This window comes from Taibaiella chishuiensis, assembly GCF_003014535.1.
GTDB classification, from domain to species: domain Bacteria; phylum Bacteroidota; class Bacteroidia; order Chitinophagales; family Chitinophagaceae; genus Taibaiella; species Taibaiella chishuiensis.
Map to the genome: position 1 here is coordinate 114328 of NZ_PYGD01000013.1, position 21507 is coordinate 135834.

A 21507-nucleotide genomic window follows, 5' to 3' on the forward strand; every position below is an offset into this window, starting at 1 on the left:
TTTTAAACAGTAGCCCCAGCAGGTACTTCGCCTGCTGTGGCTTTTGTACGGCCTTTGCGGAACATCAAAACCGTTTCGAGGACCAGGCATAACAGCGCGATCACAACGCCGATCTTCCAGAGCGGGAAAGGCGTACGGGCGCTGTTCCATCCCTGTTGCGCCACGATACGGTCGTTGAGCCAATGCACTTCGGCAGGCTTCAATGCCTGCTCGATATCGCTTTTGCCGGCATAGTCCAGCAGCGACTCGGCGCGGTTGGCGTTTAGCGCTATCAATACCGTATCGGCGCTGGCTTCGTTGCTGAGCGTATAGAAGCCCGCATCCTTAGCCGTATTACCGGCAAACACCTCTACCCCGGCCCCGGCAGGCCTTTGGGCGGGTATCGCATCGAAACCCGCACGGCGCAGGTGCCATACCTTACGCTGGTCGTTGCCGCTTACCGGCAGCCACAAAGGACGGTTGCTGCCTACGGCTACCGCATAGGTATTATTGCCGCCATGCTGCACGGCCATTTTATACAATACGGGCACAAAGAAATAACTCAAAGCAAAGTTGGAAGAACGGTCGTCGAGCGCCGTGGCACAGAGATACAGTTTACCCTGCTGCAGGCTGTACTGCGCCAGGAAAGGCCTGCCGTCCCTGAAGCTCATCAGCGCCTGCTGGTTGGCCACAACCGAAGCCTCTACCGGGTACCGGCTCAGGGCAAGCGGCAGCTGTACATTGTCCGGCACCTTTTCGAACAGGTCCTGCAGTAAGGGATGGGCCTGCTGCAACGTAACCACTTGTTGCCGCGCGGTATCCAGCGGTCCGAAGGTAATATCCCCCCAGGCTTTCAGCGATTGGTTGAAGCCGTTGATATCGGTAATGCGCCCCGGGAACATCAGGATATTCTGACCGCGCTCCAGGGCCTCCTTTACCGCATCACGCAGGGCCGGTGTAATCGTATTACAGTTTTGCAGTACAATAAGGCTGTACTGTTTCCATTCGTCTTTTTTTAGCGCCTGGGTCTGCTCGGCCACCACACGGAAACCCTCGTTGGTCTTAAAGGCTGCTTGCAGATAAGGATTAATCACATCGCCGGTTACCACCAGCACCGACAGGTTGGGCGCCGTGCGCGCTGCAATACGGAAGGTATCGTCGAAGCTGAGCGGGTGGTCCTGCAGGGCAATGGCGATGTCCTGCCAGCCGGCGCCGTTAAGCTGTAAAGCCAGGGTGTCGGTATGCAGGGTGTCCTTGCCCATATCGATGGCGCTTACCGCGCGCACCTGGTTACCCACGGTTACCTGCAGGTTGCTGCGTTGTTCGCGGGGGGCGCCGCTTTGTTTTACGTTTACCACCAGCGCATTGGGCTGGCGGGTATCCAGCGAGGGCGAAAGGAAGTAAGCCGTATCGATATAAAGATTGGATGCCTTAGCGGCCTGGAAAGGATACAGGTATAAACGGGTATGTGCGGGCCAGCTGAGTTTGTCGCCCCCGGCCGCAAAGGTAGACCGTTGCAGGTCGGTAAAGAGGTAGACATCCCAGCGTTCGTTGCTCTCGTTGCCCTGGGCGGCGCTGATACTGCCGGCCACCTGTTTGAGCGATGCATTTTTCGATACGGGTACAATACCGTCCAGGGCCTGTAATGCTTCATTGCGCAGCATAGGCCTCGTTGCCGCCAGTTTATCATTGCTCAGCAACAGGAAACGGCGCTCGTTGCCCGCAGCCTGTATCAATTGACGGGCCTTGTTACGGGCCTGCTGCAAGAGTTTTTCCTGGCCTTCGCCCAGGGTCATACTGTAAGAGTTGTCGATATAGATAACGGTAACGGTAGCCCGGGCCTCCTTATCGGCGCCGCCCATATAAGGCTGCGCAAATGCAAGGATCAATGCGGCAAGAAACAGGAGACGCAGAGCCAGCAGCCTGCGGTCCCTGAGCTGAGACTGTCTTTTGGTCGATAATTGGATATTGCGCAGGAAATGGGTATCGGGAAAAAGCACCCGTTTGTACCGGCGCAGGTTAAACAGGTGGATCAGCACCGGGATAACCAAAGCCACGGCAGCCAGCAGGAAGAGGGGAAATAAAAAGCCCATAGAGCGAAAGTAATGAAAATAAAGGTTTCCGGAAACGCGCTATGGGCTGTAAATAAGATTAGTTGCAGCAGATGCCGCAAAGCCTTTAGGGCTGTGCAGTTTGGCTGGCTTTGGCAGCTGCACGGCCGGCTTCTACTGTTTTGCGCTGCTCCTGCCCGATCTTAATATCGGCCAGGAATGGCTGGATCTCTTTTTCAAGCGCTTCTACGCTGAAATTATTAACGGTTGCATTTTCGATCTGGTTGCGCCAGGGCCTGCGGCTGCCGAAGGGGTAAGCGCCGAAAACGACCACCGGCGTGCCTTTCGCCGCCAGTTTATTATCCTGGAGTATCCATTGCTGCGCCCAGCTATACATCCACTCGGCATCATAAGCAAACATACGCAGGCAGGAGTGCGAAGCCGGGTAACCCGGTAAGGCATACTGGTGCCAGCCTACCCCTTCCCGGTTCTCGATATTGAAATTCCATTTCAGCTTCCACTCGTCGTCTACAGTACTGATTGTTTCGCGGGCCTTCCAGTTGGTATGGAACAGCCCGGTAGGCGTTTTATGGATCTTGCTGCCCATACTGGTGGGGCCCCAGTATACCTGCCTGCCCTGCTCGTAGGCTGCAAAGGCCTGTATAGCGTAGGAAAATACCACGATCTTATCGACATCGGCCAGCAGGCTTACCGACTGCGGGAATGGGCTGTACGCCGCGATATCGGCCATAAAGGTATCCGGTATGATCAGCGTATCCTGGTTGGGCATGTGCCCTTCGTCTACCCGGTTAAGCGCATAGATAATACGTTGCTGGTCCTTATTGTATTGTTTTTTAAGCGCAGCAGCAGCGCCTTTTATCCCTTTGATGGGGTAAGCCGTATAGGCCAGCGTTACAGGCGGTGGTGGGGGCGGCTCATTTTTGGCTGCGGGCTGCTGTTGGGCTGCAGCGGTATCTTTCGCGGCTGTTTTTTTATCCGGGGCAGCATCGGGACCGGCACATTGGCTGAAGAATAACATGCCTGCGGAGGCAAGCATTATACGGGTAGAATTTCTAAGCATTTTCGGATAGGGATAAAATAAGCCTTAAGATAATTTCTTTTTCCGGCACGGCAAAGTAAGGGTATAGACAGAACAATATAAAATCTTTATCCTTATTTAAATGAGGCATAATAAACAGGTCTGCCTATCCCAAAAGGCAATGGATCCGGAACTGCCGGCCTTGGAAAAAAACATATATTTTTCGGCGAAAAAAAGGCAAAAAATGCTACCATAAAACAAAACACAATAAATTTAATTTATAAAAAATTGATTTAAGTAACGACTACGAGATTTTGACCCACTTTAGATTTTAACAAATGTTAACTAATGCCTAATTTTTTTTACAATTAGAGTTATGGCCGAGAATTTCAAGTAGAATTGCGCAAGTTTTCAGACCAAACATCCTCAAACAGGACAAAACCCAAGATTGGATATACTTTTTTTCTATACTAAAAAAGTGTAATAATATAAAATAATTCGTTATTTTGTATTGCCAATTCACAACCTGCCGTATCACCATCATTTGTTAACATGTAAACACCCCTTGTTGCGGTGATAGGAAACCCGTTAAATAAAGATCGGCCGGAAGTGCGATTAAGAGCATTCCGGGCCGTGGATGATCCGGAAGCATGTCTCAAATTCGCGGAAGGGCATATGCATGTACTGACCAGCTTTGGGATCGAAAAAATAACCTCCTCCAGGAATGAATGGCTCAGTAACCCTGCGGCGTTCGTGATCATCGTGGAATCGCTCGACAAAGAAAAAGTATATGGCGGCGCCAGGATCCACGTTGCAGGCGGCAGCCAGCCGCTCCCGCTCGAAGACGCCACGGGCCTTATGGACCCCAGGGTGCACGAACTGGTATACCGCGAAGGCCTGTACGGCACCGGCGAAGGCTGTGGCCTCTGGAACTCGCGCGAAATTGCCGGGTATGGTATCGGTAGTATCTTCCTGTCGCGTGCCGGCGTTGCTATAGCGCAACAACTTAAGCTGAGGTCCCTCTTTGCACTTTGTGCACCCTATACCGTTAAACTGGCAGAGAATATCGGGTACCGCATCGAAAAACGGCTCGGTAATAACGGCACTTTCTACTATCCCAAAATAGACCTGCTGGCCACCTCCATGATCTACGAAGACCTGGATGGGTTGAGCACTGCAGCCGAAGAGGATCGCAAGTCCATCCTGTATCTCCGCAACAACCTCAATACCGTACGCTGCGAAATACTGCGTAAAAAGGAGATCGTGATCCATTATGAACTGGAAATACCGAACCTCGACCGCTGGAGCCTGCCCGATACCATCAATACCATGCAACAAAACTACCGCCAACGCAGGCTGCCCGCCATCCACCTCTGGACGCCCTGCGCAGCCATATAACAGAACTTCGAGTAACCACCAAAACCAACGACCATATGCCAGAACCATTGTACAACATGGACTATCTGGAGCAGACCACCCGACTGCTCAAAAATCTGAAACAAACCTCCTACCAACCCTTTGCCGGTCTCGACAGCGGTACCATAGCCGATATCGGTTGCGGCACCGGCGCCGATGCCCTTAACCTGCTGAAAATGCTGGAAGGTAAAGTAGCTATACTTGGCATCGACCATGACGAGCTGATGATCGGTAAGGCACAAAGCGATGCCAACGGGCAGACAGGCATCCGCTTCGAAACCGGCGACGCCACCAACCTTAACCTGGGCGACGCCAGCCTGGCCGGGATCCGCGCCGAACGCCTGATCCAGCATATTGCCGCACCCGAACAGGCTTATGCAGAATTTTACCGCGTACTGCAACCCGGCGCACCTGTCGTGATCGTAGAAACCGACTGGAACAGCATTACCTTCTACAACGGCGATGCCGGTACCGCCCACACCCTGAACCGCTACCTGACCCAGGAAAACGTAAACAACGGGCTGGCCGCCGCCAATGTGATCAAAAACCTGCAGGAAGCCGGCTTCCGCGATATTAACCTCGAAATATTCCCCTTCAGCTCCCGCTCGCTCGACCAGGTAGTAGCCATACTCCGCATCGATTATGCCCTGCAGCAAATGCAGGTACGGGGGCACATCAGCACCGAAGTATACGATACTTTTCTTACCGCCTTGCGTGATGCCGATCAAAATCGTTATTTTGCCTGCACAATCAATCTGGTTGTTGCCTCTGCGACAAAATAAGTTTACATCATGCTCAAAAAAATGCTGCTGCTGGCCTGCCTTATACTGCTGCGGGCCAGCAGCTTCGGACAGGTCATTGTTCTGGATTCCTCCTCCCACCAACTCATTGGCCGGTCGCTGCAGATCTACCAGTCCGTACAACCGCTCACACTCGACAGCGCCCGCCTGCGTGCTTTTACCCCATCTACCGCCCAGGTGCCCAACCTGGGTATTAGCGAGCACGAGATCTGGGTGCGGTTTACCCTGTATAATCAAGGTCCGCAACGCGAATATGTACTCGATGTAGCCAACACCAACCTCAGCAGCGTGGAGCTGTTCTATACCGATAAACAGGGCCAGCGTGTAAGCACACTGATCGATAAGCGCCAGCCCTTCTCTTTACGTTCCTACAAAGACCCCAACTACCTGTTCGACCTCTATATCAAGCAGGGCGAGCAACAGGAGTATTACCTGAAGATCAAAAGCGATATGCCGATCTTCCTGCCGGTTTATATCAATCACCCGCAACAGCAAATGATCCGCTCCTCCAAAGAGTACCTGTTCTTTGGCCTGTATTCCGGTATCGTGCTGATCATGGTGGTATATAACTTCTTTCTTTTCGTTTCGATCAAAGACCGCAGCTATCTCTATTATGTAATCTATGTACTGGGTGTAGGCCTTACCCAGATCAGCCTCAAGGGCTTTGGCTTCCAATTCCTGTGGCCCGGCCTGCCCGGCTTTGAGCATATCTGTGTGGTCCTCTTTGCCTGTATCAGCAGCATTATGGCCTTGTTGTTCACGCGGCGGTTTCTCGATGTGCCCCAGGCTTTTCCGCGTATCAACCGGTTGCTATTGCTTTTTGCCTGCCTGTTCCTGCTCAGCCTGGTGTTGCTTGCCTTTGGCGAATATGGCCCAGCCTTCCAGATCATGCAATCGGCTACCACCATTTCCTCCGTAGGCGTACTCATTTCTGCCTCTTATATCGTTGCTAAAAATCCGAAGGTATCCTCGGCACGCTACTTTATCATTGCCTGGTCGATCCTGATCATCGGCGGACTGGTGTTCCTGCTCAAGGATTTCAGTGTACTGCCCTATAATACCTTTACCAATTATGCGGTACAGATATCGACTGCCGTCGAAATGGCCCTGCTGTCTTTCGGTCTGGCCAACAGGATCAATATCCTGAAAAAGGAAAAGGACGAATCGCGCCAAGCCGCCCTTACCGTGGCCCGCGAGAACAGCCGCATTATTAAAGAGCAGAATATTATCCTGGAACAAAAGGTAAAAGCCCGTACGGAAGAGTTGCAACAGAAAAATGAAACGATCAATAACACGCTCGACGACCTGAAACAAACCCAGTCGCAACTGGTAGAATATGAAAAGATGGCCTCGCTGGGTCAGCTTACGGCCGGTATTGCCCACGAGATCAATAACCCCATCAATTTCGTAACCTCCAACATAGCACCGCTGAAAAGGGATGTGGACATCCTGCTTGATTTTATCAACAGGCTGGAATTGCTCAACTTCAGCGACCTGCCCGAAAACGAGAAAAGAACCGCTATCGACGACTTTAAAGAGGATCAGGACTTCGACTACCTGAAAACCGAGATCAACTACCTGCTGAAAGGCATAGCGGACGGAGCTTCGCGTACAGCGGAGATTATCAAGAGCCTGCGCATCTTCTCCAGGCTGGACGAAGACGCCCTGAAACCCGCCGACCTGAACGAAGGCCTGGAATCGACCGTGGTGATCCTGAACAGTGCGCTTTCGCAGCTTCAGGTCGTTAAAAACTATGGCCCGATACCCGCCATTAACTGTTACCCCGGTAAGCTTAACCAGATCTTCCTGAATATTATTTCCAACGCCATTTATGCGGTGCAGGAAAAATTCGGAAATAAGCCCGGCGGGCAAATCAAACTGACGACATATAAAGAAAACAAAAATATACATATCGTTATAGAAGATAACGGAACGGGTATGACAGAAGCAACCCGCAAGAAGATATTCGAACCGTTCTTTACCACGAAAGATGTGGGCCAGGGAACCGGTCTGGGCATGTCCATTGCTTTTAACATTATTTTAAAACACAATGGGCACATTAATATCAGCTCAGAATTGGGAAAAGGCTCTATATTTACGATACAAATCCCTGATAATCTTTCCTGATCAATTTGCGCTTTTTAACATTTTCAGGTATATGTCCTTAACGAAAAAGTATACTGAAGCCGTCATTTACAACAGGAAAGGTATTACCTTTACATTAAAATAAAAGTCCAACCTTCTGGTTAATTTAAATATCTGAACATGGCCACCAAAGAGATCTCAGTTTTGTACGTTGATGATGAAGAAAACAACCTCCTTTCTTTCAAAGCTACTTTTAGGCTGAAGTACAATGTATTTACAGCGATCAGTGGTGAAAAAGCGTTGGAAATCATTGATAATAACGAAATACACGTTATCATCACAGACCAGCGTATGCCTACTATGACCGGCGTGGAGTTCCTGGAAAAAGTAATTGAAAAGAACAGCGACATCACCAGGATCCTGCTGACGGGTTTTGCGGATATGGGCGCAGTGGTAGACGCCATCAATAAAGGAAAAATATTCCATTACCTGACTAAACCCTGGGTAGAAGAAGAGTTGGACCTGACCATGCAGAAAGCCTACGAAATCTACCGCGAGAAAAAGAAAATTACACAGATGAACGATAAGCTGGCGTTGTCCAACTCCCAGTTGGAATTCCTGCTCCGGCAGAAGTTACTTTCCTGATCATCGATAAAACGTATAAAAAAATAGCAGCTTACCCAGCTGCTATTTTTTTCATATACCGCCGAAATAGCCCGGTTTTTATAACGCCACTTGCTGCCTGACCAGCACATTGCCATTACTTTTATCGACTACAGAGAGCCAACAAGCGCTGTCGTTGACCAGCGAGAGATTAACGATCGTTTTATTTTGGCCCTTATTGACCGGCCAATGGCCATGAAGCAGAATTTTTCCGCTCTTGTCGCTTACCGCATAATCCAAAGCGCCGATATCTTCGTAATTATCAAGGACAAGATGGATAAGCCGGGAAACACTATGGGTACTGACCTGGAGCGCAGGCGATGAAATGGCCGGGCACGGAGCCGTGCAATCGGGTTGAGAACTTTGACTATACACTATTTATATAATAATAAAATTTATACCTATAAAGGTCTGGATTGTTGTCAACTTAATCGCGGTAAGTCTGTTATTTTGCAGATTGCAGCACGTAGCTGGTGCAACAACCGCTGTGGGTGGCCCTGAAGAGGCCTGCGATAACGCAAAGATAAAAAGATTGGTGGGTATTTTGTACCTGCAAAGGTGAATTATTGTAGCAACAACTATCAGGCAACCCTGTTATAGTTAACGCTGCCTTAATATAATTTACCTATTTTGAAGATAATAACACGGTATGCTTATAAATAGTATTTTTGTTTTTTATAAACCCTGCTGACCGGATCATTTTCGCCCGGTAAAAGATGTGTACCTATCCGCAACAGCAGATATTTGATCCAAACAATAAGCCATAGAATAATACCCAATGAACATTACGCAACGATTTGCCCGAAAACTCAAAACGATACGGGAAATTAATAATTATACTCAGGAGTACGTAGCCGGTATACTGGATATTTCTCAAAATGCTTACAGTCTCCTGGAAAAGGGCACCACCAAAGTAACCCTGGACCGCATTGAAATTTTGGCAGAACTGTACAAAACAACCCCTTCCGACCTGGTAAGCGACAATATATTGCCCAACTCGATCGAATCTCATTCCAATATTCCCCCGGCACTGAGCACTTTTGAGAAGCGCATGTATGAACAGACCATCGCCAGGCTGGAAATCGATATCGAAAAACTGTATAATCTCATCAACCAGCTTACCACCAAGATCGCCGGCCCTACCGGTTAACCCGGTAGCCCGCGTATGGCTCTCTTTTTGCCTGTCCAGCCTGTGCGTATTAAAGGTTGCAATATTCGGAAGCTATGTCTTCCATTTCTTCCAACCGCGCTTTCAGGAAACGGGTACTGAAAAAGAAGTTAGACCAATCGTCGAAGTTTTCGTACTGAAACCCGAGATAAAACAGCAATAACTGGTAGGCCAGCAAGGGTATGGCTTCCAGTTCCTCCCCGCTGATGGCACGCAGTTGCCGGTAACCCGCTACAATCGTATCCATTTCCGCTTTGGCCTGCTCCCGTGGCTTTTGTTTGTACCGGGTATCGAAGTAAAAATGAATAAAGATCGACGCCAGGTCATAAGCCAGGAATCCCCGGCCCGCAAAGTCGAAATCGAACAGCGTCATCTTATCCTCCCCATCGAAGAAGAAATTCTTTGGAAAGTAGTCATAGTGACAATATCCCACATTAAATTTTGCTGTATCATAGGCGGCCAGCTTGCCGGCTACCCGTGCCGCTGTTTGCTGCAGCAGGGCATAACCTTCCGGGTACTCATCAAAAGCCGGTTGTAACAGGCTTAAAGGCCGCTCTACCGTGGTTTGGTGCGTATAGGCCTTGCGCGGCCAGGGCAATTGTACTACAGCCGTAATGTTGTGGTTGAACGCCATTTCGCGCCCGATAATACCCAGTTGCGCTTCGCTGAACCCGGCCAGTGTACGACCGGCAGCAAAAGAGAACAATACCGCATACCGCAGTCCTTCCGGCGCCTGCAGTGGCAGCAGCCGTTCGCCGGCCGGGTTGGCTATAGGCCGCACTACCTGTGCACCGCCCGATACCAGGGCGTCCAGCAGGGCCAGCTCACCGTTGATCTCCGCTACCGAACGATGCGCGTCGCGGTATACCTTCAAAATGTATTGCCCGGTTGTTGTGGTCACCACATAGGTATCGCTTACACCGCGCAGCAGGTACCGGCATTGCGTTACCGGTAAGTTGTATACCGTGGCTACCCTTTCGCCCAGGGCCAGGGCCGATAAAGTGGAGTATTGTACCGGGAAGATTTCCATGATTTTTATTTTTGAGGGGCGCAAAGATAGCGCATCACGCCCGATCTTCCCGCCGGGTCATGGAAAAATTTCGTGGAGGAACTGCATCATTGCTGCCCAGGAACGCTGGTCGGCTTTAGCATTATAAGCCGCGCCCTTGCTGTTGTCGTTGCCCGCTTCGGGCTCGGTAAAGGCATGTACCGCGTTGGCATAATAGATCATCTGCCAATCGGCGCCAGCCTTGCGCAGTTCCTGCTGAAAAGCCTTTACCTGCTCGTCGCCGGCATAGGGATCGTCGGCGCCATGCAGTACCAGCACCTTGGGTATAATAGTGGCTATGGGTTGGGTAGTATCGCGGCCCAGGCCGCCATGAAACGAAACCACGCCCCTGACCGGCATATTGGCCCGGGCGGCCTCAAGCGCACCGGTGCCCCCAAAACAATAACCGATTACCACGATCGACTGCGGCGATGCACCACTACGCACCAGTTGGTCGATAGCCAGCTGTATACGGCGCCGGTATTCGCTTACATGGCTTTTGTAATACCCCGAAATAGTACCGGCTGCCTTGGTATCGGCCGGATAGTTGCCTTCGCCGTAGATGTCGGCAACAAAGGCATAATAGCCCTCGCCGGCCAGGCGGCTGGCTACGCGCTTACTGTGGTTATCGATACCTTTCCAGGCAGGCAAGATCAGGATACCGGGCTTACCGGCAAGCGGTTTTGACGGTCGTGCGGCCACCCCGTTCAATTGTTGCCGGCCATCCTGGTAATGGATATCGTCCAGTTGCGCCCGGGCCGTCGAAAAGCAAAAACATAAAAGCAATACATAAATACTACGCATAATACCTCGAGTTAAGATTGAAAAACAAAGAGTTATCTTAACAACAAAAACAGGCCGGTGGTTCATTGCAACAAACCGGTGCGTAAAGAAGAAGAGGTATCCAAGATACAATACCAGCGCGGATTACAGGCCATACACAAACAATATGAACCCAATATTATTTTTCAGAAGAGCAGGAAACAGCGGCTTACAAAGAATAAATATAAGTTATACACTTAAAAATAAATACCTAAGCTACTACGGGCAAATAACATATATCATTAAAACTTAATTTAACCTTATTTTAACCCGGTAGGTATCGAGGGCTTTAATACCTTAGCACTATCATTTAATTTTTAACCCTCAAAACTTTTTACTATGGCATCTTCTGCTAGTAATCCAAGTGAAATCTCCTACCTGGAAATCGGGTCAGACAGGTACAACGTACTGAACTACCAGTTTGACTCCTCGAAACCAACGGACAAACTCAACCGCGTAACGGCGTTTGCAACCAGTGCAAAAGCCAGTTTCGTGCTTGAAGGTACTGAAAAAACCACCAAGCTGTTTGAAATGTATGCAAACAGCAGGAAACGTTTTGACGCCAAACTGGTGCTCAACAACGTTCACGGTGAAGGCAAGCTCATGGAAACTTTATTTAAAGACACCTCTATGAACTACTTTGCCGAGAAGTACACTACCGACGACGAAATGCCGTACACCATCACGATCGTACTGAATGCAAAACAGATCGACCAGAATGCTGCATCGCTGATCTTCAACGAGCACGTTCAGGATTCGTAATCTCCTGAAGTAAGTCAATCTTTGGCGATACAATATTCAAGCTAAATATAGGCAGAACAAGCCTGGATTTCTGCTTAATGTTGTATCGCTTTTTTTATAGCGTTACAGGCCCTGCGCCTCTGCTTCCCTGGTTTACAACAACGTCCTGCAAGCCCCCGCTTGCTTATCCTTACTGCACTACCGCACCCCAACCCGGAACAACAGGCAGTGACAGCATAGAACTCCTTTTCCGTTAACCGAAAATATTTTCCCGATGTCTATAAACCCTTCTCCCCTATCGGCACCTGACTTAGAAAATACCGGCAAAGCACTGGGCCAGGCTGCGGCGCAACAGGCGGCACAGGAAGCAGTCCGTAAAGCCCTGCCCGAAGACCTGGCGCGCAAAGCCGGACAGGTACAACAGGCTGCAGCCTTAACCGGTGCGGCCCGGCAGGCATTGAGCAAACCTGCAGACGCTCCCCTGCCAGGTATCCATGCCGTGCCCTTCGAAGACCTCGATACCTCTACCGCTACTGCCGTAGCGATGAACAATAACGATGCTAATCCAAAGGCAGGCGCTGCGGCCAACGCGGGTAACAATTCGACACCCGGCCTGGTGGGCGCGCGTATCTATATCGGCGAAACAGCCATACGGCAAATCATATCACTACAGATCACCCAGCGGCATGGCGCCCACCATGAGCTCAAGCTCCGGTTCTTCCAGGACCAGGCCCAGAGCGAGGGTACACTGACCTTCGACGGTGCGGAAAAACTATTGGGCCAGGTGGCCGAAATAGAGCTCTATGACCGCAACAACCCATCGGCCGGCAAACTGCAGCATATCTTCGTGATCGCCGATGTGCAGTTCGAACAGGATTCGCTGAACGAAGGCATACTGAATGTTACAGGCTACGCACCCACCTGGATACTGGACGGCGAACCGCACTTCGAAACATTTTACAAAAAAGACCTGGCCACCATCAGCAAATCGGTATGCAAGTCGCTGGAACAGGTAAAAGCCCAGCTTAAGGCCGACCCGACCATTACCGAACAATTGCCGTTTGTATGCCGCTACAACGAAAGTGTATGGAACTTTATGAAAAGGCTGAGCACCGAAACCGGCCAGTGGCTTTACTTTAACGGCACAGAACTTGTTTTCGGCAAGCCCGAAAGCACCCAGGGGCCCAAATTGATATATGGCCAGAACTGTTACCACATCAGCATGAGCCTGCATGCCAGGCCGCTGCAGCAGGGCCTCTTCGACTACGAACCCTCCGGCCACAAACCCATCAGCAGCGAAGCCAATACCTATAACGGCAACGCCGGCGCCTTCAACAGCATCGCCTTCAACAAATCCAAAGAACTGTTTGGCAGTACGCCTTCCGTAGCAGCACCTAGCTTTCTGCCGGCACAGGACGATACGCTTAAAACCATTGCCAAAAGCCGTGGTGCACAGAAAGCAGCCGATATGTATTTCGTAAAAGGCGAAAGCAATCTTTATGAATTACGCACCGGTATGATCGTAGACGTAGCCTTCCAGCGCAAAGGTCAAAGCGCCAGCCATGCACCGGTACGCATCATCAATATACAACACAACCTGGATGCATCCAGCTTATATACCAATACCTTCGAGGCCATACCCGCCGCCTCGGAAATGCCGCCGGCACTGGCTTACAACAAGCCGGTAACCTACCCGGTACTGGCCGAAGTAATCGACAATAACGACAGCAAGGGCCGGATACGCGTTAAGTTTATGGGCTGGCAACAACAGGGTATGGCCGAAACTGACTATATGCGCGTGCTTACACCCGATGCCGGCGGCGGTGGCGATAAAGTAGCTTCCAACCGCGGACTGGTAACGGTACCCGAAGTAGGCGACCAGGTATACGTGGACTTCGAACATGGCAACCCCGACCGGCCTTTTGTTACGGGCAGCGTATTCCACGGCAAAGTGGGTATAGGCGGTGGTGGCAGTAACAATACCAAAAGCCTGACCTCCAAAAGCGGTCATACCGTAACCCTTAACGATGGCGCGGGCATTACCGTAAAAGACCGCGACGACAACGTAATCGAACTCGACGGCGCAGGCAATGCACGCATGGAAACCAAGGAGAGCATCACCATCAGTTGCGGTGAAAGCAGCATCTTTATGGATAAGACCGGCAAAATACAGATCAAAGGCAAAGAGATCGTAACCCTGGGTATGAATATAGGCGTATCGGCCCAAACCAGCATAGGTATTGGTGTAGGACCCGAAGATGCCACCCCGACATCGGGTATTGCCGTAGAAGCCAACACCCTCGATATCGGCACCAAGACCCTGTCGATGAGCGGCGAATCGGAAGCCAACCTCGGCGCCAAAACGGTGAACATAGGCGGCGGATCGGAAACCAATATCAGCAGCGGCAAAGTGAAGCTCAACTAACCTCACCCTAAAATCAGCACCGGCCATGGATCCAATGCAACTGGAACTACTGAAGATAGACCGGCAATGGCAACAGGAGGTAAAACAAAATCCCCTTGCGCCTTTGTTTATCGGCCTGGGAGAAAAACACGAACTCCATCTTTTCGAAAGCTATTTTAAATACCAGCTGTCGGATGATGCCACGTCGCAGGATATATTCATAATCCATTACCAACCTTTCGAAAGCCCGGCGACCTATGGCAGCACACTGGTGGAAGAATGGAAAGAAGTATTCGACCTCTGGCAAACCGAACACGCCGTTCCGGTACAATGGGATACGGCACAGGCCGCGGCTGGCAACTTTAAAACGGACGCGCCCCTGCCTATAGCGGCCCTACGTACATTACACAGCCTGTACCCTGCGCTGCAGGACCGGAAGATTTTTGTACACCTCGCTCCCGTAAGCATCAGCAACCGCAACGATTTTGAACGCTGGATCAATGAATGGTGCAAGGCCGTACAGGGACAAGATAACCTGAAGCTCGTATATGCCGATCACCGGCAGCACCGCAGCCTGCGCAAGCTTAGCCAGGCGCACGAATTCCATATCAGGATGGACATTCACCAGCTGATGAAACATGCAGCGGCACATGGCAACCGGGGTAAGAACGAAGAAGAATCGGACTACCAGCAACAGATCCTTAACGCCAGCAATTACCTCAGTAAAGGCCAGCACGACCAGGGCCATGTAGCGCTGGAAAGGGCCGTGGTGCTGGCGCACAAGCAAGGGCTCAAGGAAGCCGAGGCTACGGCACTGCTGATGCTGGCACAGAGTTATGCCGCGATCCGTAAACATAAAGAAGCCCATAAACAATACCACAAGGCCTTGCAGGTAGCCGGCGACCATACGCTGATCGGGGCACAAATGCATATGAATTACGGCAGCTTCCTGCTTTCCGTATCGGAGAAAAAAGAAGCCCGCAACTATTTCGATAAAGCAACCCTGATTGCCGACCGGATCGGCAACGATTTTATCGCCATGGAATGTACACGGCTCGTAGGCCAGCTTTCAGAAAGTAAATGGTCGGGCGTAGGCAAGGCACTGGGTTATTACCGCAAGTGTATCGACATCGGGAAACGCATGCCCGAAGATAAACGACGGCAGAGCTCGATGGCCTATGTAGCCCTGACCATGCAAAAGATATATGGCGAAGGGAGCAAGGAAAGCCGCGCCCTGGACCAGGAAATGGCGGCCTGTATAGGCGAAGACTGGAAATCGCTGGCGACCATGCCGGACGAATATGCGCAAACAAACGGACACAACCAGCCATGAAAAACATAAAAGCCCAAAAACCCAATATGTCGACCGACAGGTCGCCCAGCTTGTCTGCCAGCATCGTACCCGCTACATCCGGCGGTGGCGGTGGCAGCAGCAGTGCCGCCCCGGCAGCGCCATCCGCGCCCGGTGGCCCCGTAAAAAGGATAAAGGCCCTAAAACCCGCCATGACCGGCAATGCCCGGCAACATGTAAGCAAACACTTCGACATCGTGCTGGCGGTCGACTTTCACTGGACCACCATACCCGTACCGCCATCCTTCGGCATCATACCCTTACCGTTGCCCCACCCTTTTATCGGCATGGTATTCGACCCGATGGATTACCTCCATTTCGATATCCCTATCCCTTCTTTCCTGCAGGAAAAAGTCGGCGCCAAAAGCATTCCCATGGGTGGCTCGATCTATGTGCATGGGCGGCATAAGGCCACTACCACCACCAGTGTGATGGGCGTATTGCTGCCTTTCCGGCATATTTCCTCCATACCGGGTTTATATTTTATCGTCAACATACCCGGATCGCCGCACGAAGGCGAGGTATACTGGGGCTCGACAACCGTATCGGCGCAGGGTTCGGAACTGAGCGGCTCCGATCCGCAACAGGTGCTTACCTGCTGGTGTCCGCCTATGGGCCTTAAAATGCTGCCCACGATGCCCAATAAGATCAAGAAAAATCCCCTGGCTTATTTCGCATTTTACAATGATGTGCTGAGCATGTATGTGCAGATCAATACCGGCGGGCCGGTACTGGTTGGCGGCGCTTTTGCCCCGCATAACTATACCGCTGCAGAAATGCTGATGCGCTTTGCGGGCATGGCCCTGGTAAAAGGACTGGGTAAACTCGGCGGCGCCCTGAGCAAACGGGCGCTTACCGGGGTGAATAAGGTATTGAAACGCGCCTTCGGTACGTATAACCCACTCTCCAAAAAGCTTTGCAAATTCGGCTTCGAGCCGGTCAACTTCGTAACCGGTGCCATGTTTTTCGAATGGACCGATTTTGAATTGCCTGGTGGTGCTACCCTGCAGTGGAATAATGCCTGGCGCAGCGACCGCCCTTATTGCGGTATGCTGGGCAACGGCGTCTACAACAGTTACGACCTGTACATCCTGCCCGACGAAGCCGCTGGTATCGCGGGCTTTAACCATCCGAGCGAAAATATGGTAATGCCGCTGCCCTATATCTACCCGGGCAGTGGTATGCACTACGACCGCAGCCAGCAGGTAGCGCAGGAACGTCCCGATGCCGATACCTGGATCCTGTTGCTGGGCCAGGATGTGTATACGTATAAACTACGGAAAGAACCGGCGTACGGAGCCATATTCCGCATTAAGGAGATCCGTTATGCCAACGGTGCAAGGCTTGACTTCCAATACCAGGCAGACACAGGCCTGCTGGCCCTCGTTGCCGACGATGCCGGCCGGCGGCTGGAACTGGCGCCCAATGCCGATCATACCAAAGTAGAAGCGGTATACTACCGGTATAAAAACATAAACGACCTGATGGTCCGTTATGAATATGATGAGCACGATAACCTGGTGCGGGTATTCGATCCTGCCGGTAAAAGCATCGACTTCGAATACGATGCACAAAACAGGGTGGTCAAAAGAACCAACCGCAATCATATCTCCTATTTTTGGGAATACGATGCCGAAGGCCGGGTGATCCATACCGGCGGCGCTAACGGCTTCCAGGAAGGCCGGCTGGAATACTTTCCCAGCCTGGGTTACAACAAAGTACACTACCACAACGGTAAGACCGAGCTCTATTTTTACGACGAAAACGACCTGGTCTATAAAGAAGTAGATGCACTTGGTGGCGAAACCTGGTACCAATATACCCGCTACAACGAACGCAAAATGATTGCCAGTCCGGAAGGCAGGATGACGGGTTACGAATACGACGAACGCGGCAATGTTGTTACCTATTACAACCCGGAAGGCGAGGCTTATACCTATGCTTATAACACCCTCAACCAGATTACGGAACGCATAGAACCCTCGGGCTTTAAAGAAACCTGGACCTATGACGAAGCCGGCCTGTTGCAGGAGCACAACCTCAACGACGAAAACAAAACCACGTACTATTACGAAGCGGGCACAAGACTGCCCGCATCCTGTACCGATACACAGGGTCGCGCGGTAGACTGGCAATACAACGAACTGGGACTCCTGGTCAGCGAACGCGACAGCAGCGGCATTCAGCGTAGCTGGCAATACGATAACTACGGCCGTATGATCCTGTTCAGCCCCGAACCCATGAAGATCATATCCTGGCAACGTGATGATATGGGCCGCGTGGTACGGTATAAAGATATCGGGCAGGACGTGATCAGTCTTGCCTATGATGCTTACGAACTACCGGTTTATGCCTCCGACGGCAAAGAAGAATGGACGCTGGAATATACGCCCATGGGCAGTTTGAGCAAACAGGTACGCCGCAACCTGCGCCGGGTGGGCGATATACAAACCTTGCTGTTCAGCTACGATGCCTACGACAACCTGAGGGCGATCCGCAATGAAAAAGGCGAACACTACACCTTTGTCCGTAATGCAAACGATGAAATTATTGAAGAAAAAGGCTTTGACGGTATCCATAAACAATACATCCGTAACCGCGACGGTTTTATTATAAAGACCCTGCTGCCGGGCGGCAAGCAGGTATACCACGATTACGATCTCTCCGGCAGGCTTACCTATAGCAAATATGACGATGGTTATTGGGAAGCTTTCCGTTATGGCCGCTCCGGGCTACTGGAAAGTGCAGAAAACCCGGCATCTTCAATTGCCTATAAACGAAACGCCCGTGGACAGGTCATCCAGGAAATACAGGGTGAACATACCATCAACTATAGCTATGATGCACTGGGCAACCAGGTAGCGCTTAACAGTTCGCTGGGCGCCAACCAGCAGCAGGAATACAATGCGCTGGGCTTCCAAACCCTGATCCGTGCCGACGTGGGCGGGCAGCAATGGTCGGCAGCCATAAAGCGCGATGTAGAAGGCCGGGAGCTGCACCGAAATATGAGTGGCGGTATTGCGGCTACCTTCGACTACGATCACGAGGGCCGGCCCGTAAGCCAGAAAGTACAGGTGCGCACCGGATCTGCGCTGCATAAGCAATACAGCTGGCACAGCAATAGCAAACTGGCATCCTGCCTGAACCTGCTTACCGGCGGTAAAGTAAACTACAGCTATGACAGCAGCGGCAACCTTGCAGCCGCCTTGTACGACAATAAGGATATAAACTATAAAAACCCGGACGAAACCGGCAACCTGTTCCGTACCCCCAACCGCTCGGACCGGGTATATAGCAAAGGCGGACGCCTGCTAAAAGACGACAGCTGGTATTATCGTTATGATGAAGCAGGCAACCTGGTACATAAAAGCAAAAGGAACATCAATAACCTGGCCCCGGTAAGCGGGCAAGGGCCCACCGGCGAAAATACCCCCAGACAATGGGCCTGGGCGACCACCGACGCCCTGTTCGATAACGGCGAATCGCAGGTGCAACCCTTAGCCGAAGCGCCGCCCGGCGCTCCCGAATGGCATAACGGCGACTGGCTCTACACCTGGAACGATATCGGTACACTGCAATCGGTTAAGGATCCACAGGGGCAAACCACCCGTTTCGAATACGACGCATTGGGGCGGCGCACGGCAAAAATTACGGGCGACACCCTGCACCGTTATATATGGGACGACAATGTATTACTGCACGAGTGGTCTTACCCGCTGCAGGATAGGCCGCAACTGGTAATAGACGAAAACGGTGCGCTCCGTTACAACCACGCAGAACCCATTACGCCCGGCCTCGTTACCTGGATATATGACCAGCAAAGCTTTTCGCCCTGCGCTAAATTAATAGACGGGCAACAGTACAGCATCGTCAACGATTACCTGGGCACACCCGTACAGGCTTTCGACAACCAGGGCAAAAAGGTATGGGAATGCGAATTGGATATTTACGGGAAAGTCCGTAAAATTACAGGCGACCCGGGCTTTATCCCTTTCCGGTACCAGGGACAGTATGAAGACGCGGAGACAGGACTGTATTACAACCGGCACCGGTATTATGACCCGGAAGCAGGCGACTATATTTCGAAAGACCCTGTGGGTTTACTGGGTGGCCTGGCCCTATACGCTTATGTAAAGGATACCAATACCTGGCTGGACATTTTAGGGCTTGCCGGTTCCGGCGGCGCCTACCTGTTCGGGTTCGAAAGCGGTGATATGTATATCGGTAAAGGTAGTGCCGACCGTATGCAACAGTCTATTTCGACCCGAACTAAACAGGTTGGCAACTCGCCCCTCCTCGGCAAAGCGCATGTAGACACCGGCGGCAACAACGAGCTGGGAAAAATGGTGGAGTACAAAGCCATGAAAGACGCCGGGTTTGAACCTGGACGAGCCGGTGTTCCCGATAAATACCTCAATAGTCATATGAGCGGCAAGTCGGCATGGGAAGACCCGAAAAACAAACACCTGCAAACGGAGGCAACAGAATTGGCTAAAAAACTACGCGGCGATTACGAGGCCGATGTAAAAGTAAGAGCAGAAGCAAAAGCAAAAGTAGACTACAAATAAGAACAGCATTATGGAAAAATACCAAGTAGATTATAGCGAAACAGCCCATTTTAAAGGCATAAGAATACAGTTTGAACACCTGGAAGAAGGATTGGATCATGCGCAGCAAAATGGCATTAAAGAGGTATGTGTATGGACCGATGGTGACTGGAGCAAACAGGAGGTAAGCTTCGGTTTCCTGGAGGGCCGTGATTTTATCGAAACCTTCCATTGGCTGGTCCCCATGTCCAAAAAATCGGACATCGATGGTTTAAAATACCTGGCTAAACTCAGGAACCTGCGCTGGAGCGCTGCAGGCGACTTTAATCTCGACCTTGCTATCTTCCCGGTTTTAGAAGAATTGAACATCGGCTACGGGCCCAAAATAAAAGGCTGGGATAGTCTTACCCACCTGAAGCGGCTCCAGGTGGGCGGCCTTAAAACAGAAGACCTGTCCCTGTTGCAGCACGCCGTTAACCTGGAGTACCTGCGGATCATCGGCGGCTCGTTTACCACGATCGCAGGTATCGAAAACTGCAAAAAGCTCAAAACATTGTTCCTGCAAAAATGTACGGCCTTAACAACGCTTCAGCCCACTATTCTCAGCTTGAAAAAACTGGAGCAGCTCAATCTCGAAGGTTGTAAAAAGGTAAATACCGAAGAACAATTAAAAGGAGTGGACATAAAACACATATCGATCATCTAACCTGGTGTCATGCCACAACTAAACCGGGTGTTGCTTGCACCATTGCAAACCCGGTTAGGTATAATGATCCTGGCAATACGGCTTTTACGGATCTAATAAACAATCCGATACCGGTTGCCAGGATCTTATTTTTAAACTGAAGCCCTGTATATGGCAAGCCTGATCAATATACTCATACCCGTAGCAACATTTTACAGCAATATAGAACACCTGGTTAACGGGAGTGGCATGCATTGGTATATAGAAACACTGGAAGACGAGGAGCACACAATCGTAAAAATAGAAAACACGCAGCACCTGCTGCAACACCTCGATGCCCGGTATCACACCCTCTATCTCACATCCGAAGTATTTGACGTGGCCCTGCAGGATAGCTTTTATGACGACGATTACTGTATCCACGCGATAGAGGTACAAGGTGGCAGAACCACCGGAACCGAACTGGAAAACCTGGGACTGCGCATCATTTCCAAAACACCGGATAAACAGGTCAGGAGCTTTTTCAATAAACTGGGCCGGCACCTGAAAAACGACGCAGCTTATGGCATAGGCCTGGAACCTTCGTCCAGCCCACTTTACAGGAATGCCTACTATTGCAGGGAATCCATAAAAGGCAAAAAGTTATGGTTCGATTTTAAAAGAAAAATAACGCCGCTAACGGTAGCGGTAACGTAAAGCAGTAACTCG

15 protein-coding genes are annotated in these 21507 nt (G+C 50.9%); 11 read left to right on the plus strand and 4 right to left on the minus strand.

Annotation, left to right across the window (positions count from 1 at the left end; translation table 11 throughout):
- Positions 1-2: 2 nt before the first annotated feature.
- Together B0I18_RS22930 and B0I18_RS22935 are read right to left on the minus strand one after the other, a co-directional pair.
- Complete coding sequence (locus B0I18_RS22930; protein WP_106525103.1) at positions 3-2072, minus strand: BatA domain-containing protein; 2070 nt, start codon at positions 2070-2072, stop codon at positions 3-5.
- Between the two features lie 85 nt (positions 2073-2157).
- Positions 2158-3087 carry a L,D-transpeptidase gene (locus B0I18_RS22935; RefSeq protein ID WP_181358588.1) on the minus strand — a complete coding sequence of 310 codons (930 nt, stop codon included), beginning with the start codon at positions 3085-3087 and terminating at the stop codon, positions 2158-2160.
- A 657-nt stretch (positions 3088-3744) separates the two neighbouring features.
- On the opposite strand from B0I18_RS22935, the gene B0I18_RS22940 reads away from it, so the two are divergent.
- The 5 genes from B0I18_RS22940 to B0I18_RS22965 all read left to right on the plus strand — a co-directional run bounded on the left by B0I18_RS22940 (position 3745) and on the right by B0I18_RS22965 (position 9183).
- A complete protein-coding gene (locus B0I18_RS22940; protein WP_219906036.1) occupies positions 3745-4467 on the plus strand; it encodes a hypothetical protein in 723 nt (240 codons plus the stop codon).
- A 35-nt stretch (positions 4468-4502) separates the two neighbouring features.
- Positions 4503-5267, plus strand: coding sequence for a methyltransferase domain-containing protein (locus B0I18_RS22945; protein ID WP_106525105.1), 765 nt, complete (start codon positions 4503-4505; stop codon positions 5265-5267).
- Between the two features lie 9 nt (positions 5268-5276).
- Positions 5277-7412: a sensor histidine kinase gene (locus B0I18_RS22950; RefSeq protein ID WP_106525106.1), complete on the plus strand. Its 2136-nt coding sequence runs from the start codon at positions 5277-5279 to the stop codon at positions 7410-7412.
- Between the two features lie 138 nt (positions 7413-7550).
- Positions 7551-8015, plus strand: a complete 465-nt coding sequence (locus tag B0I18_RS22955) for a response regulator (protein WP_181358589.1) — start codon at positions 7551-7553, stop codon at positions 8013-8015.
- A gap of 796 nt (positions 8016-8811) precedes the next feature.
- Complete coding sequence (locus B0I18_RS22965; protein ID WP_106525109.1) at positions 8812-9183, plus strand: helix-turn-helix domain-containing protein; 372 nt, start codon at positions 8812-8814, stop codon at positions 9181-9183.
- Positions 9184-9232: 49 nt separating this feature from the next.
- Here the strand turns inward: B0I18_RS22965 and B0I18_RS22970 are convergent, their stop codons facing one another.
- Both B0I18_RS22970 and B0I18_RS22975 read right to left on the minus strand, forming a co-directional pair.
- On the minus strand, positions 9233-10231 hold the full coding sequence (locus tag B0I18_RS22970; protein ID WP_106525110.1) for a phosphotransferase enzyme family protein: 999 nt from the start codon (positions 10229-10231) through the stop codon (positions 9233-9235).
- Between the two features lie 57 nt (positions 10232-10288).
- Positions 10289-11053 carry a dienelactone hydrolase family protein gene (locus tag B0I18_RS22975; RefSeq protein WP_106525111.1) on the minus strand — a complete coding sequence of 255 codons (765 nt, stop codon included), beginning with the start codon at positions 11051-11053 and terminating at the stop codon, positions 10289-10291.
- A 357-nt stretch (positions 11054-11410) separates the two neighbouring features.
- Here B0I18_RS22975 and tssD point away from each other — a divergent pair, with 357 nt between their 5' ends.
- The 6 genes from tssD (at position 11411) to B0I18_RS23005 (ending at position 21495) form a co-directional block, all read left to right on the plus strand.
- Entirely contained in the window at positions 11411-11833 is a 423-nt protein-coding gene (gene tssD / locus B0I18_RS22980) for a type VI secretion system tube protein TssD (RefSeq protein ID WP_106525112.1), read from the plus strand.
- A 253-nt stretch (positions 11834-12086) separates the two neighbouring features.
- Entirely contained in the window at positions 12087-14237 is a 2151-nt protein-coding gene (locus B0I18_RS22985; protein ID WP_106525113.1) for a phage baseplate assembly protein V, read from the plus strand.
- Positions 14238-14262: 25 nt separating this feature from the next.
- Positions 14263-15549: a tetratricopeptide repeat protein gene (locus B0I18_RS22990; RefSeq protein WP_146146855.1), complete on the plus strand. Its 1287-nt coding sequence runs from the start codon at positions 14263-14265 to the stop codon at positions 15547-15549.
- On the plus strand, positions 15546-20135 hold the full coding sequence (locus tag B0I18_RS22995) for an RHS repeat-associated core domain-containing protein (RefSeq protein ID WP_106525115.1): 4590 nt from the start codon (positions 15546-15548) through the stop codon (positions 20133-20135). Before B0I18_RS22990 ends, B0I18_RS22995 begins: the two co-directional genes overlap by 4 nt.
- A gap of 10 nt (positions 20136-20145) precedes the next feature.
- Positions 20146-20820, plus strand: coding sequence for a leucine-rich repeat domain-containing protein (locus B0I18_RS23000; RefSeq protein WP_106525116.1), 675 nt, complete (start codon positions 20146-20148; stop codon positions 20818-20820).
- A gap of 150 nt (positions 20821-20970) precedes the next feature.
- Positions 20971-21495, plus strand: coding sequence for a hypothetical protein (locus tag B0I18_RS23005; protein ID WP_106525117.1), 525 nt, complete (start codon positions 20971-20973; stop codon positions 21493-21495).
- Positions 21496-21507: the final 12 nt, after the last annotated feature.